This is a genomic window from Kangiella koreensis DSM 16069 (assembly GCF_000024085.1).
GTDB lineage: Bacteria > Pseudomonadota > Gammaproteobacteria > Enterobacterales > Kangiellaceae > Kangiella > Kangiella koreensis.
Genome location: NC_013166.1, coordinates 2,128,921 through 2,142,838, shown reverse-complemented (window position 1 = coordinate 2,142,838; position 13,918 = coordinate 2,128,921). Strand labels below are relative to the sequence as shown.

Annotated in this window: 13 protein-coding genes; 3 read left to right on the top strand and 10 right to left on the bottom strand. The window is 44.5% G+C overall.

All coding sequences use genetic code 11. The annotated features are described in order from the left end of the window. The first annotated feature begins 177 nt into the window (after nucleotides 1–177). The gene (locus KKOR_RS09995) at nucleotides 178–420 is read left to right on the top strand and encodes a hypothetical protein (protein WP_015781002.1); all 243 of its coding nucleotides are present in this window, start codon (nucleotides 178–180) and stop codon (nucleotides 418–420) included. Between the two features lie 53 nt (nucleotides 421–473). On the opposite strand, the gene KKOR_RS09990 is transcribed toward KKOR_RS09995, so the two are convergent. The 7 genes from KKOR_RS09990 to KKOR_RS09960 form a co-directional block, all read right to left on the bottom strand. Continuing rightward, nucleotides 474–1,232, bottom strand: a complete 759-nt coding sequence (locus KKOR_RS09990) for an SDR family NAD(P)-dependent oxidoreductase (RefSeq protein WP_015781001.1) — start codon at nucleotides 1,230–1,232, stop codon at nucleotides 474–476. A gap of 93 nt (nucleotides 1,233–1,325) precedes the next feature. Beyond that, nucleotides 1,326–3,050, bottom strand: coding sequence for a BatD family protein (locus KKOR_RS09985; RefSeq protein ID WP_015781000.1), 1,725 nt, complete (start codon nucleotides 3,048–3,050; stop codon nucleotides 1,326–1,328). A gap of 31 nt (nucleotides 3,051–3,081) precedes the next feature. Beyond that, nucleotides 3,082–4,818, bottom strand: coding sequence for a VWA domain-containing protein (locus tag KKOR_RS09980; RefSeq protein WP_015780999.1), 1,737 nt, complete (start codon nucleotides 4,816–4,818; stop codon nucleotides 3,082–3,084). Further along, a complete protein-coding gene (locus KKOR_RS09975; protein ID WP_015780998.1) occupies nucleotides 4,811–5,857 on the bottom strand; it encodes a vWA domain-containing protein in 1,047 nt (348 codons plus the stop codon). Before KKOR_RS09975 ends, KKOR_RS09980 begins: the two co-directional genes overlap by 8 nt. Next, the gene (locus KKOR_RS09970) at nucleotides 5,850–6,392 is read right to left on the bottom strand and encodes a DUF4381 domain-containing protein (protein WP_015780997.1); all 543 of its coding nucleotides are present in this window, start codon (nucleotides 6,390–6,392) and stop codon (nucleotides 5,850–5,852) included. The genes KKOR_RS09975 and KKOR_RS09970 overlap by 8 nt, the downstream gene beginning before the upstream one ends. A 9-nt stretch (nucleotides 6,393–6,401) precedes the next feature. Beyond that, on the bottom strand, nucleotides 6,402–7,385 hold the full coding sequence (locus KKOR_RS09965) for a DUF58 domain-containing protein (protein ID WP_015780996.1): 984 nt from the start codon (nucleotides 7,383–7,385) through the stop codon (nucleotides 6,402–6,404). Nucleotides 7,386–7,394: 9 nt separating this feature from the next. Next, entirely contained in the window at nucleotides 7,395–8,354 is a 960-nt protein-coding gene (locus KKOR_RS09960) for an AAA family ATPase (protein WP_015780995.1), read from the bottom strand. 250 nt (nucleotides 8,355–8,604) lie between these two features. Between KKOR_RS09960 and fadI the strand changes: the two genes are divergently transcribed. Next, nucleotides 8,605–9,924 (top strand): acetyl-CoA C-acyltransferase FadI, encoded by a 1,320-nt coding sequence (gene fadI, locus KKOR_RS09955; RefSeq protein ID WP_015780994.1) that lies wholly within the window; start codon nucleotides 8,605–8,607, stop codon nucleotides 9,922–9,924. Further along, nucleotides 9,924–12,071, top strand: coding sequence for a fatty acid oxidation complex subunit alpha FadJ (fadJ, locus tag KKOR_RS09950; RefSeq protein ID WP_015780993.1), 2,148 nt, complete (start codon nucleotides 9,924–9,926; stop codon nucleotides 12,069–12,071). Before fadI ends, fadJ begins: the two co-directional genes overlap by 1 nt. Before the next feature lie 118 nt (nucleotides 12,072–12,189). Here the strand turns inward: fadJ and KKOR_RS13595 are convergent, their stop codons facing one another. From KKOR_RS13595 to KKOR_RS09940, 3 genes are all read right to left on the bottom strand, one after another. Continuing rightward, complete coding sequence (locus KKOR_RS13595; protein ID WP_015780992.1) at nucleotides 12,190–12,348, bottom strand: hypothetical protein; 159 nt, start codon at nucleotides 12,346–12,348, stop codon at nucleotides 12,190–12,192. A 221-nt stretch (nucleotides 12,349–12,569) separates the two neighbouring features. After that, entirely contained in the window at nucleotides 12,570–13,190 is a 621-nt protein-coding gene (locus KKOR_RS09945) for an outer membrane beta-barrel protein (protein WP_015780991.1), read from the bottom strand. 117 nt (nucleotides 13,191–13,307) lie between these two features. Continuing rightward, nucleotides 13,308–13,838 (bottom strand): hypothetical protein, encoded by a 531-nt coding sequence (locus tag KKOR_RS09940; protein ID WP_015780990.1) that lies wholly within the window; start codon nucleotides 13,836–13,838, stop codon nucleotides 13,308–13,310. Nucleotides 13,839–13,918: the final 80 nt, after the last annotated feature.

Genomic DNA, 13,918 nt, shown 5'->3' with positions numbered 1-13,918 from the left:
TTAAATACCCAGCGTAAGCTGGGTATTTTTTTGCCTACAACCTTTGAGCTGTATGATTAAAGCCAAGCTAAAAAAACAAAAATAAAGTAATTGCCATAATTCGTCATAATTGACTCATATAACATTCAGAATTAAGTGGTGTAATGGAATCGTCAAATAAACAAAGAGGAAAAAGCCATGTGTACATTAGTATTATCAGAAGAGCTTAAAGAACCGGCCCGTTTTGCAAAGGAATTTGAGGCCTTTTGGAATTATCAGTCCAAAGACAAAGAAACCTATATTAAACAAGAGCCTGCCGATCAAAAGAAGATTGATGAAGCGATTAAGCAGGAGCTGGACGTTGAAGATAACCTGGTGATCGCTGAAAGACGTCAAGATCGCGGTTTTTTAACTATGGTTAAAGACCAGCACCAGTTGTAGGCTCTCTCAAAGAATTGCCTACAGCTAGTGCTGATATTCTTTGGAACGGTTCCTTATTGCAGGCGGGCTGCTGCATCAAGGCGAATGGTTGAGCCATTTAAGTATTGATTTTCAACCACTTGCTCTACCGTTAAGGCAAACTCAGAAGGCTTACCAAAGCGTGATGGATTAGGAATGCCGGCTGCGATTTGTTCGCAGATCTCAGGGGTAATCTTTTCCATCATCGGAGTTTCGAATACGCCTGGAGCGATAGCCATTACTCGCACATTGATACGGGCAAACTCACGAGCCAAAGGCAAAACCATGCCGACAATAGCGGATTTAGTAGCAGAATATGCAGTCTGACCAATCTGACCTTCATAAGCCGCGATAGATGCAGTATGAATAATGACGCCACGCTCGCCATCTACCGGTTCGTTATTTTGCATGTGACGTGAAGCTGCACGAGTTAACAAGAAAGAACCAACAAGGTTAATATTGACCACATTCTGAAAATAATCAGCAGGCATTGGACCTTTCTTGCTATGGATTAGGCCTGCCCCCAACACCCCAGCGCATCCAACCGCTAAATTGATACCACCCATAAAATCAGCTGCTTTATCTGCCGCTGACTCGACATCACTCTCATTACTGATGTCGGTTTTAACAAAAAGTGCATTGCTGCCCAGTTCCTGTACAGCCTTTTGCCCTTGTTCTTCATTGATGTCGAGTAAAACGACTTTACCGCCTTTCTCTATGATATTTTTTGCTGTTGCGAAGCCTAAGCCTGAGGCTCCGCCACTGATAATTGCTTTCGATTGATTGAGTTGCATAGTGATATCTCATGACCAAAAAGGGGCATTGTAGCAACAGTCGACCAGAGTGCCAATCTTGGCTCCAATCCGGTCGACTGATAGTCAAGTCGATTAAGAGTAGAGTCTGGGTAAGCCTTGCTTTCTATGGGACGCCTCAGGTTTTGGCAAGTATTGGAGAGCGGCTGCTAAGGATTGGCCTTGCCAATCTTGTTCGCTTTGTGGTGAATACAACGCCTCCTGCAGTTCATCTAACTGCTCAGAAAGATGAATATGCTCGACGGTTTGTTTGAGCTGATTAAGGTTACGAATGTGCTTTAAGTGAGGCTGATTTCGACACCATTGTAAGAGTAACTGCTGAGTGAGTTTCGGTTGATTATTGCTACAAGCCTTTTCAATTTCAGACAAACTGGATTTGAACACCTGCTCGGTCTGGCTAACAGTTATATTTGAATCAGCAACATGACCAACGATTGCTTTAGGTTTGGTAAAACGCCAAAGGATAAGCGTAAGTAACCAGAGTGCAGCAAGCACTATGCTAATGATTTGCCAGAGAGTGGCATTACCTTGTTCAGAAGTATATGAGGAAGAAGATTCTGAAATTAAATTTGAGGTTGCCGTTTCGTCGTTCAGGTTTTTGGATACTACCGGCTCAATGCTGCTGGATTGGCCTGAAAGTGCTTGAGGCTTTACCTCAATAGTCATCGCTGGTAACACTGCGTAGTCTTGTTTATCTGAAATGGTGTTCCACCAAGGAATGCGCAGTTCAGGGATGGTTACCGAGCCAGATTGACTTGGAACTATGGCAAGTTTTTCTATGTGATGGCTAGTAACTCCCAGTCGATTAAACAGTTGTTGATACTCAGGACTGTCACGATATATTTTTACCCCATTCATTTCTGGGAAAGTAATATTAGGCAACTGAGTTTGTAGCAGGCCAGTGCCTTTAACTTTGAACTCTAAGGTTGCAGGAGCGCCAACCTCAAAAGTCGGATTACCTGGTTGCCATATAGCTTCTATCTTAAGGTTGGTTGCAGGCAACCAAGGCTCTTCCGCCTCACCAGGTTTAGGTTTGACGTTAACTTTATATTGGGGCGTACTCAATGAAATCGGTTTGGTGCGACTTAGCCCCCACGGATTTGACGATTGACTATCATCGAGTATCGTTGCGGTGTAAGTCATCGGTTCAATTAGAAGCTCACCACTTTGCTGTGGAAAGAGAGCGAACTGGCGTTCGACTACTCGGTAACTGGTATTGCCTTGTACCATTTCGAAAGTTCGGTCACCCCCCAGTTGTTCCAGTAGCGCTCCTGTAGCTTTCGGTAACGTTAAACTTTCATGGCGAGTCACCACCGAGCGATAGATTCTGACCGTTAGGATAAGTTGTTGTTGTACATAGACATCTTCAAGGTTTAATGCAGCACGTAATTTTACTTTGGCGGGACTGTCATCATCTTTCAGTTCATCAATGGCTGGCAAAACACGAATGGTATAGGAGTCAGCAGTTTCGTTATCAAACTTTCTTGCTGGTATCGTATAAGTTCCGGCTTGCCTCGCCAGTAACTTAACTTCCCAGCCCATCTCGCTTTGAAATTGACCATTAACCATTGTGCTGTTATTAAACTGTTGCAGACTAAGGCGCTCAAGCTCCTCGGGAAGAAAATCAAGACGTAACGCGTTGGCCAAAGTCGAAGGGTTCTGGACCACAATTTTTAAGCGAAAGGTTTCATTCTCGCGAATCTCTCCGCGATCTAAACTGTATTCAACTTTGGCCTCAAGTGCTTGAGCAAACATAAGGCCGATGGTTAAAAAGCAGTAAAGGGATATTTGCCTAATCATTTTCATTCCAGTAAACCCGTTTAAGGTATCTCTACCATGTTTCATAAACATGCTGTCTATGGCCACGTTTCCGATACTCTTGATACATCTTGCGACGCAACAAGCCGCCGGGGTCGTCCGGCAGTCGTTTGAGCCACTGCTCTAATTCCTGATCTTTCTCTTCTTCTTTAAACTGCTGCTGCAGTTCTTCTTCAGTTAATTCTGGTTCTTGCTGCTGTTGCTCGCTTGACTCTTGTTGTTGTTCGCTACTCTCGTCATTTTGCGAGTTTTCATTCTGTTGTTGCTCTTGTTGCTGATCATTTTGTTCCTGCTCAGACTCAGAGGGCTCATCTTTTTGTTGATTCTGCTCCTGCTCCTGCTCCTGTTGTTGCTTTAATAAGTCTTCCACTATCTGCTTATTATGCTGAGCATCTTCATGATGGGCGTCAAGGTTGAGTGCTTGATTATACGATTCAATGGCTGCTTCTAGATCACCAGCCAAGGCTTGAGCATTGGCTTTATTATAATGCTGGTCCGCTGGTTTTAACTGCTCACCTTTTTCGAAGAAATCTTGTGCTGTTTTATATTCCTCATTCCGATAAGCTGCTACCGCTTTCCACTGTGGGTCTTCAAACGTTTTGTAAGCTTCATCATATTGTTCTTTATTGAGTAGCTTTTTTGCTTGCTGATCTTTATTGAGGAACATTTTCTCAAGCGGGTTTGCTTGTACATCTGGGCTAATGGTCAGACTGAATGACATGATAACAATAACCGCGAACATTGAACGGTGTTTAAAGCCGAGCAATAAAATCGGTAGCACTAAAAATAGTAGCCAGAATCCAGCATCTTCCCAGCTGTCTGCCATAATATCCTGTTTCTCAAGCTTTTCATCGATAGTGAGTTGCTCCCGCTCAAGTAACAAATCAATATCATCATTGCCCGCGGTCATTGGCGTTAAGGTTGCGCCTATATCATCGGCAAGGCTTGCCAGCTCGTCATAGTTAAGTTTGGGAATAACGATGTTGCCCTTGGAATCTTTAATAAATCCGGAACCATTTGGCATCGGGATAGGGGCACCTTGTTCGGTTCCAATAGCCAGAATATTAAGGTTGTAAGGCGTTTTACTCATTAGACTTTCAATGTTGGAAAGCTCACGATCACTGGCGCCATCAGTGATCCAGATAATATCACCTTCACCTGCCGCGCCATTGTCTAAAAGCTCTATTGCTTTTTCGATACCTTTGCTGGGCTGGCTACCGACGAGGGGCATTAGATTGGTCGCAAGAACTCCCACCATATTATCAATAGTGTCAGTATCAGTGGTTAAAGGGCTTAATACAAAACCGTCGCCGGCATAGACTACAAAGCCAGTTTGTCCATCTTTAATCGCTTTCAGGATGTCTGTAAGTTTGAACTTGGCTCGAGCCAAACGACTGGGTTTCACATCGGGAGAATCCATTGAAGCCGAAAGGTCGAGTACTAAGACTCGTGATGCAAGGTTTGAGAAGACTGGTTGAGGAAGCTTCTTCCAGCTTGGCCCGGATAAAGCGGCCACGGCTAAAATCCAGAAAGCGAGAAGTAGATTCTTTTGCCATTGAATGCTCTTGCCTAATTGTGATTTAGGCATTAGCCAGCTTAAAAGGTGTTGGTCAATCAGCTTTGCCCAACCGCTGGCTTGTTGACCTCGGGTTCGGTAGAGCCACCAAAAAATAAAAACTGGTATTAACAATAACCATGCCCAGGGGCGAACGAAATGTAGTAGGTGTATGTCAGGGAGGAAATCAAACATGAGTATCCTCCTGATTAGTACTGCCAACTTTCGTTTGGGTGATAGCACTTGAGTGCATGCGCCAGCTGATTAATGTTCGAATCAAAATTGATAGTAATGAAATCAACAACGCTAAAGAAAGAGGAATATAAAACAAAGCCTTGATAGGACGATAACTCTGGTAGTCATCTTCCACCGGCTCTAGTTCATCAATAATTTGGTAAATCTCTTCCATCTCCTTGGTGTCACGAGCTCGGAAATAACGACCACCGGTTTTTTCGGCAACTGCAATCAAGCTTTCTTCATCCAGTTCCAGCGATGGGTTTATACGACGATTACCAAAGAATCGATTTTTCACAATCATCTCATCGGCACCAACACCGATAGTGTAAATGGTAATTCCTGCATGTTCGGCGAGTTCGGCCGCTTGAAGCGGATTTAGCGCTCCGGTGTTATTCTGGCCGTCAGTTAATAGAATGAGCACGCGATTATTGGCATCACGTTCGCGCAAACGCTTTACTGCCAGGCCAATGCCATCACCGATAGCTGTGCGTGATGAGCCTGCTAAACCGATAGTTGTTTCATCCAGCATGGTTTGCACGGTTTTTAAATCAAAAGTCAGTGGTGTTTGCAGGTAGGCTTGTTCGCCAAATAATATCATGCCGACGCGGTCACCTTTGCGGCGCGCAATAAAGTCAGTGAGTAAAGCTTTAACTGCTACCAAGCGATCAACTTCTTTGTCTTCAATGACCATGTCCGGCATTTCCATTGAGCCTGAAATATCAATGCTGATCATCAGATCGCGGCCAGTAGCCGGCAAGTCCATGGTATCGCCGACCCATTGTGGGCGGGCTAAGGCAGTTATCATTAAGGCCCAGATTAAAAAGGTCAGCCAGGGAAAGCGTTTAGTTGATTTACCTTGCTGTTCCTGAATGCTGCGCCAGTACAAAAATAGTGGAGCTCTTAAGGCTTGCTTTTGACGCTTGCGTTCCGCCAGCCACCAGATCAACAGGGGAAGAGGTAATAGTACCCAGGTCCAAGGCCAGACAAACTCAAACATGAGACTGTCCTCCTTGAGCTTCCATGGCGAAAGACTCTGTAAAGGCTGGCAATTGCTTTAAATGGGGTAAGTTATTTAGCCACAAACTGGCTTCTTGCAAGAACTGCTCTTTATGCTCGGAATCAATAGTGTCTGGATTTCGATAGACGCCTTCTTCTAACAGTTGCAGGTTCTGTTGTGTCCAGATATCGCTACCAGTTTGATACAACAATATGACCCAGTGCTTGGTATCCATCGAGGCTACTTGCGATTTAGGGAAATAACATAAACTGGCACGACGCATAATCTGGTGCGTCTGAATGAGCCAATCTTTATTATCGCTGTGCTTGATATCTTCAAGCTCAATCAGCGCAAAACGGGCATAGCGTTTACGACGTTGCTGCACAATGGCTTTAGCGATCAGTAAAGTAATCACAGCTATTATGATCGCTAAAACAACCCACCAGCCAATAGCCAATGGCCACCAGCTGACATCATCCGGGAGATGGATATCGCGTAGTTGTTCTAACAATTGAGCCTGTTGAGGATTCGCCATAGTCTCTGTTTATGCTCTTTTACTGGATGTTGAACGATTGCGGTATGGATTGATTGCAAAGTCGCTAAGTTCTTGTGAGGTGCTGTATTCGACAAAACTACACTGAGCTTCCTGGAAAAATCTTTGCGTCTTTATCAGCTTGTCATGAAACATTTCCTGGTAGCGATTTTTAAAACCGGGTCTTGCTGAATTTAAAGCGATAGTACTATCACCATCAGTCAGTAGAAATTCTCCTGCAACCGGGATCGACTGCTCCAGTGGGTCGGTCATCATGACCGCATGAATGTCGTTATGTTGTGCAAGATGGATGAGATCTTGCTTGCATGCTTCAGAGAGATTGGAAAAGTCACTGAAAATATAAATCAAACTACCACCTTTAACCAAATGACGAAGCCGTGATAATGCATCCGACAGAGCATTGCTGTTAATGGTGAAGGGCTTTTCCTGCTGATAAATCGCTTGCAGCCGCTGGTTGTGCAACTCCAGCATATGTTGCAAGAGTCGCAGGCCATTTTTGCGGCGGTTAGAAGGTTTTAGCTCAACGTGTTCATCAGCGGTATTTAATAACGCTCCTACTCGGTTGCCAGAGTTATGCGCGGTCCAGAATACTCGCGCCGCCTGCAAACAGGCCAGAGTTGATTTGAATCGCTTTTTGGAACCAAAAAACATGGAGTCCTGTAAATCCAGCAACAGGAATACAGGTCTTTCCCGTTCTTCCTGAAATATTTTGGTATGTACTTCACCAGTGCGTGCGGTTACTTTCCAGTCAATAGTTCTAATATCATCACCAGGTTGATACTGACGTACCTCAGAAAACTCCATACCTCGACCTTTATAAGGTGATAAGTGACCACCCACTAAATGAGCTTTAGATTTTTTATTGGGCAGCGGAATGCTTTCGCGAGCCCAATATTGGCAGGCAATCAGTTGTTCCAAACTTAATTCAATAGAGTTTGAGCCTGCTTGCTGTGAGGTAATTGGCTTATGTGTCATGAACTGATCTTAAGGTGTTGGAACTTGTTTGATTAACTCATCAATGATGGCATCAGCAGTAACACCTTCGGCTTCGGCTTGGTAACTTAGAATAATGCGATGGCGCAGGATATCAAACAATACGGTTTGCACATCGCCAGGCGTAACATAGTCTCGATTATTCAGCCACGCATTTGCGCGTGCGCAACGATCCAGAGCTATGGTCGCACGAGGGCTTGCGCCGTACTCAATATAGCTGGCTAAAGCTCCGCCCAGTTTTTCTGGTTGACGGGTGCTGATAATCAGTTGTACCAGATACTCTTCAATTTCTGGTGCCATATAAGTAGAGAGAACTTCTTTGCGCGCTACAAATAAATCTTGCTGGCTAAGTGGGTTAATGGGCGTTGACTCACCAGTTAAAGCTTCTTGACGATTCAATGCTAGAATTTCGGCCTCAGCTTCTGTGTCAGGATAATCAACAATAACCTGCATTAAGAAACGATCCAGTTGGGCCTCGGGCAATGGGTAGGTTCCTTCCTGCTCAATCGGGTTTTGCGTAGCCATGACTAAGAAAAGCTCCGGAAGTGCAAAGCTATGACTACCCACAGTAATCTGGCGTTCTGCCATGGCCTCTAACAGAGCCGATTGGACCTTGGCTGGCGCACGGTTAATTTCGTCGGCCAGAATCATGTTATGAAACAGTGGGCCTTTCTGAAAATGGAAGGTCCCTTCCTGTGGGCGATAAATTTCGGTACCGGTTAAATCTGCTGGTAATAAATCTGGAGTGAACTGAATGCGGTGGAAGTCACCTTCAACGGCGGTCGAAAGTTCTTTAATAGCACGGGTTTTGGCTAAACCTGGTGCGCCTTCTACCAGCAAATGGCCATCGGCAAGTAAGGCGATCAGCATTTTATGAACGAGCTCATGCTGACCTATAATTCGTGACTTAAGGAATTGTTCTAATTCAATAAATTGTTGTTTGATACTCATGTTATGGGGTATCCAGTTGTGGTAATGCTTTGTAAGCCGAACTGATGAATAGTTCAATGTATAAAAAAAGCTCCCTGAGTTGTATCAAAAAACACTTTAAAAATGCAACTAATTGTTTCTTCGCCGAAAACTAATGAAGTGAATTGGAGTGGCTTGCGATACGGTATTCAAACGTTCGTTTGAAAAGTTGGGCTGTTCAGGTACAATCGAAGGAATAATCATTTTAAAGACTCTTGATCAGGAGACAGGCATGAGTGAAACATCAGCAGGTAAAAAAGCACGGTCTAAGCAAGATCGTGTTGCCATCGTTTCAGGCTTGAGAACACCGTTTGCCAAACAGGCGACTCATTTCAGAGGCATCAATGCTATTGAGTTGGGTAAAATGGTGGTCAATGAGCTGATGGTACGCAGCGAGCTTGATCCTAAGTTAATTGAACGTGTTATTTTTGGCCAGGTGGTTATTCTGCCGGAAGCACCGAACATCGCACGAGAAATTGTGCTGGGCACACCGATGAATGTTCACACCGATGCCTATTCTGTCTCGCGAGCCTGTGCCACCAGCTTCCAAACCGTTGCCAGCATGGCTGATTCGATTGCCTTAGGTGATATCACCATTGGTATTGCCGGTGGTGCTGATTCTTCATCTGTGGTGCCGATAGGAGTCAGTCGTAAGCTACAGTTAGCCTTAGTCGACTTGCAGAAAGCGAAAACAGTCGGCCAAAAGCTTTCTATTATCAAAGGCCTGCGTTTTAAAGACTTGTTACCGGTTCCGCCTGCAATCAAAGAATATTCAACAGGTATGACGATGGGCGAGAACGCCGAGCAAATGGCGCGTGATCGTGGTATTACTCGTGAAGAACAGGATGCTTTAGCCCATCGTTCGCACTCTTTGGCCGCGCAAGCCTGGGAAGAGGGCAAGCTGGATGATGAAGTGATGACCGCTTATGCAGAGTCCTACACAAAAGACCCGCTACACCGTGATAATATCGTTCGATTTGATTCGACGCTTGAAGGTTACGCCAAGTTGCGTCCAGCCTTTGACCGCAAGTACGGTACTTTGACGGCAGCCAATTCTACGCCACTAAGCGATGGCGCATCAGCTGTCTTGATGATGAAAGAATCACAAGCCAAAGCATTAGGCTACGAGCCATTAGGATATATTAAGAGTTATGCCTTTGCTGCAATCGAAGCCACTCATGACATGCTGATGGGCCCGTCCTATGCAACGCCTATGGCATTGAAGAAAGCCAAAATGCAGCTAAAGGATTTAGACTTGATTGATATGCATGAAGCCTTTGCAGCGCAGACCATTTCAAATATTCAGGCTTTTGGTTCCACTGAATTCGCCAAAGAAAAGCTCGGTCAGCGTACCAAAATTGGTGACATTGATATGGATAAATTCAATGTGCTGGGTGGCTCGTTGGCTTATGGCCATCCGTTTGCCGCAACCGGTACAAGAATGATTACGCAAACATTGAGAGAACTAAAGCGCCGTGGCGGAGGGGTTGGTTTAACAACTGCCTGTGCTGCTGGCGGTCTTGGTGCAGCAATGATCCTGGAGGTTGAATAATGTCTGAGTCAATTTTTGAATTAGAAATGCAAGATGATGGTATTGCTGTCATAACTATCGACCTGCCAGGCGAAGCGCAGAATGTTTTGAAGCCTGAGTTTGGTGAACAGGTTGGCGAGATCCTTGAAAAGCTATCCGATGACATCAGTGTTAAAGGCGTGATTATTCGCAGCGGCAAGGAAGGGAGCTTTATTGCTGGAGCTGATATCAGCGTTCTCAAAAGCGCTGATACCGCACAACAAGCCGAAGAAATTGCTAAAACAGGACAGCGACTATTTGCTCAACTGGAAAAGTTTAAAGTGCCAATTGTTGCGGCGATTGACGGCGCTTGTTTGGGTGGCGGTTTAGAGTTGGCGTTAGCCTGTCATGGCCGTGTGGTGAGTGATAGCCCAAAATCAAAGTTGGGATTGCCAGAAGTGCAGTTAGGCTTGCTACCGGGTAGTGGCGGAACACAGCGTTTGCCACGTTTAGTGGGAATACCATCAGCGTTAGATATGATGCTGACCGGAAAGCAGCTGTTCCCGAAGCAGGCTAAAAAGCTGGGCTTAGTGGATGAGGTTGTTCCAGCAGCGAACTTGATGAAAGCGGCGTACAGACGTTTGCATGAATTACGCAAAGACCGCTCGAAGAAGAAGCCCTGGACTTATTATCTGTCTTTGGCTGGTATCAAGGAGCTGTTATTAGAAGCTAATCCACTGGGGCGAAATCTGGTTTTCAATCAGGCTCGTAAAACTGTCGATAGTAAAACTAAGGGCAATTATCCTGCACCTCATAAAATTATTGAGTGTGTGGAAAAAGGTTATAGCCAAGGGTTCGATGCCGGTCTGGCGATAGAAGCTAAAAACTTTGGCCAGCTAGTAGTGACGCCGGAGGCTAAAGCACTAATCAGTATTTTCTTTGCAACAACTGAGCTGAAGAAAGACAAAGGCGTTGATGGTGATGTTGAGGCGATAACCGTCGACAAAGTGGGCGTGTTGGGCGGTGGCCTGATGGGCTCGGGCATTGCTTACGTTTCAGTGGATAAAGCAGGTAAGCAGGTTCGCGTTAAAGATGTTAGCGCAAAAGGTGTTAATGGTGCGCTCAATTACAGCTGGAAAATTATCAGCAAAAAAATGAAGCGACGTATTATTTCGCCCAGCGACGCGCGCAATGCCATGTCTTTTTTGACCGGCTCCACTGACTACAAAGGATTCAAAGATTGCGATATGGTCATTGAGGCGGTGTTTGAAGATTTGGATTTGAAGCATCAAATGGTAAAGGACGTAGAAGAGAATTGCTCTGAGAAGACTATTTTTGCCACCAACACTTCTTCAATTCCAATTAGCAAAATTGCAGAGGGTGCAAAACGTCCGGAGCATGTCGTAGGACTGCATTATTTTTCACCTGTTGAAAAGATGCCTTTATTAGAAATTATTAAAACTGACAAGACGGCAGACTGGGTGATCGCAACCTGTGTCGCTTTAGGCAAACAGCAAGGCAAAACACCTATCGTGGTAAATGATGGGGCGGGTTTTTATGTTAATCGTATTTTGGCGCCTTATGTGAACGAAGCTGGGATTCTGTTGAGCGAAGGCGTGGCTATTGAGAAGCTCGACAAAGCGATGGTTAAAGCGGGCTTCCCTGTAGGGCCTATAACTTTGCTGGATGAGGTGGGGATTGATGTGGCAACCAAGGTCGCGCCAATCCTTCAAGATGCTTTTGGCGAACGCATGGAACCACCAAAGGCATTCAGCAAACTGCTCGATGATGATCGCAAAGGTCGTAAAAACAATCGCGGTTTCTATCAATACCCCGCTAAAGGTAAAAAGAAGCAGGTGGATGAATCTGTTTATCGAGTGCTTGGTGTTGAGCCAGGCAAAGAAGTCAGTTCTGCCGAAATTGCTGAACGAGGCATGTTATTGATGGCAAATGAAGCTGCTCGTTGTTTGGATGAGGGTGTTATTCGCAGTGCTCGTGATGGGGATGTGGGTGCTATCTTTGGTATCGGTTTTCCACCATTCCAGGGTGGCCCTTTCCGTTATATGGATAAGCGTGGAATTGCTACCGTTGTGGATAGATTGGAGCATTATCAAGAGCTTTATGGAGCGCGCTTCAAACCAGCCGATGTCTTGGTTAAGATGAAACAAAATCAGGATGGCTTTTATTAACTCTCTGAGTTGCAATAAAAAAGCCGAGCTGCGGGCTCGGCTTTTTTATTCGTGTTACTAGGTACTATAAAAATAAAAGGCGACCGAGGTCGCCTTGAAAAACTACAGGGAGGAGTTATTACTCAAAGATTCTCTTTAACAATGGTTTAGCAGCTAAAGTTAGGACCAATGCAACAAACAACTCTTTATTTTCAGCAAAAAGCTGTGCAAAGTACGGAGTGTCTGCCAAAAACTTGATACCTGCTAAAGCAGCTACAATAACAAGTATATATTTCATCATTACTTCCTACGTCTATGTTGATTACATCAGTATGGTTTGTATTCTAGAGATATTGTAGAAATGATCTGTGTTCTGATTCTCACTGCATCGGGGGCTAGTGTGAAACAGTTTGCAAAAAACGTCAGAAATCTTTACAGGCTAATCATTGGTTGGAATATCAGGGTTTAAAGAATGAGCCAAGCGCCATCATTGGTTTGAAAGACTTGGCTCAAATACCACTATGGTGTGAAGCGTAGGAATAGCCCGGAAGTTAGGCCTGTCGCCTCTTCAGAAACCGCAATGCCCACTGACCATAGCTTTGAGAAGTAGTAGTGAGTCTCAAAGCCGTATACTGTATCGTTATCATCTTCGTGATTGATTTCATCCAGATAGGGGGAAAAGTCTACATCACGGTATCCTGCTGTTAGTTTATACTCCCAGTTAGCGGAGAAACGGCTGCGGATACCTATATTAGCCAAATAACCATCTTCGTCATTGCCATAGATATCACCAGGAAGGATGCCTTCACCGTCTTGCTTTAAATAGCCTATTTCTGTAAAAAAATCGGTACTGCGTCCCAATGGGGAGTGCCAACCAAGGGCGAGTGAATATTCTTTGGCCGTTATTTCACCAGATACCGTATTCCACACATCGGCAGATTGCTCCTGAATAAGGTAGCGCAGATAAGTTGAGTCGTTAAAGCTACCCACAAGATCAATTTTCAAACCAGTTTTGTCGCTGGTCTTTTCACCAGCGCTGTGTATATACCCAAATTGCCAGTAATCATAGCTCAGTTTTTCGTTTGCTTGTGCTGACAAGCCTAAAGAAGCCATTAGTGCGAAGAATAAAGCTTTTTTCATCGTTATCATTCCATATATCTATAAAATTTCACCGGCCATCATACTATAACCAAATCCGGAAGAGAAAATAAAAAGCCACTTAAATCAAGTGGCTTTTTAGACAGTATTGAGCAGAACTTAGAAGCTATAACGGAAGTTGACACCAATATGCTCATCTAGCTCGTCATCGTTACCAATCTCAAGAGCAACAGACATGTTGCGGTCAAAGTGATAACGACCTTCAAAAGTGATGTCTGTAGATTCTAATACGTCTGAATGCGAAACGTAGGCACCGACTTCCAAGTCATTGGTGAACATACTTCTAACACCAGCCATAATATTATAGCCGTTATCATCAATACCAAAGTCTGCATCAAAGTCTTCATAGCCTAACTCGGCAACAAAGTCAGTACTGTTGGTAAGTTCCATGTTAAATCCTGCATTGAGACGCAAGATGCTGATATCAAAGCCACCATTTTCTAAGTCGCTGTAGTCCACTTTACCGTAGAAGTTGTCAGTAAAGCTTTTTGAAAACTTGAAATTAACACCGTCAACTTGGTCATAATCAATAAGACCACCTTGAACGTAGTCATAGCTGACGTTGTTCGCCATTGCTAGACCTGATGAAAGTGCGATCGTAGTGGCAACGAACAATTTTGTTAATGACATTATTATCTCCTCATGTATTCTTGTTAAATAATGCGAGGTCAATTATCCTCGAAAGTATCTGAACGATAACTGAACCCTTG

What these genes read in the sequence shown, in the direction of transcription:
- KKOR_RS09960 (WP_015780995.1), bottom strand. Translation starts at nt 8,354, where the DNA reads ATGAGTATCAAACAACAATTTATTGAATTAGAACAATTCCTTAAGTCA.
- KKOR_RS09995 (WP_015781002.1), top strand. Translation starts at nt 178, where the DNA reads ATGTGTACATTAGTATTATCAGAAGAGCTTAAAGAACCGGCCCGTTTT.
- KKOR_RS09965 (WP_015780996.1), bottom strand. Translation starts at nt 7,385, where the DNA reads ATGACACATAAGCCAATTACCTCACAGCAAGCAGGCTCAAACTCTATT.
- KKOR_RS09975 (WP_015780998.1), bottom strand. Translation starts at nt 5,857, where the DNA reads ATGTTTGAGTTTGTCTGGCCTTGGACCTGGGTACTATTACCTCTTCCC.
- KKOR_RS09940 (WP_015780990.1), bottom strand. Translation starts at nt 13,838, where the DNA reads ATGTCATTAACAAAATTGTTCGTTGCCACTACGATCGCACTTTCATCA.
- KKOR_RS09970 (WP_015780997.1), bottom strand. Translation starts at nt 6,392, where the DNA reads ATGGCGAATCCTCAACAGGCTCAATTGTTAGAACAACTACGCGATATC.
- KKOR_RS09985 (WP_015781000.1), bottom strand. Translation starts at nt 3,050, where the DNA reads ATGATTAGGCAAATATCCCTTTACTGCTTTTTAACCATCGGCCTTATG.
- KKOR_RS09945 (WP_015780991.1), bottom strand. Translation starts at nt 13,190, where the DNA reads ATGAAAAAAGCTTTATTCTTCGCACTAATGGCTTCTTTAGGCTTGTCA.
- KKOR_RS13595 (WP_015780992.1), bottom strand. Translation starts at nt 12,348, where the DNA reads ATGAAATATATACTTGTTATTGTAGCTGCTTTAGCAGGTATCAAGTTT.
- KKOR_RS09990 (WP_015781001.1), bottom strand. Translation starts at nt 1,232, where the DNA reads ATGCAACTCAATCAATCGAAAGCAATTATCAGTGGCGGAGCCTCAGGC.
- KKOR_RS09980 (WP_015780999.1), bottom strand. Translation starts at nt 4,818, where the DNA reads ATGTTTGATTTCCTCCCTGACATACACCTACTACATTTCGTTCGCCCC.
- fadJ (WP_015780993.1), top strand. Translation starts at nt 9,924, where the DNA reads ATGTCTGAGTCAATTTTTGAATTAGAAATGCAAGATGATGGTATTGCT.
- fadI (WP_015780994.1), top strand. Translation starts at nt 8,605, where the DNA reads ATGAGTGAAACATCAGCAGGTAAAAAAGCACGGTCTAAGCAAGATCGT.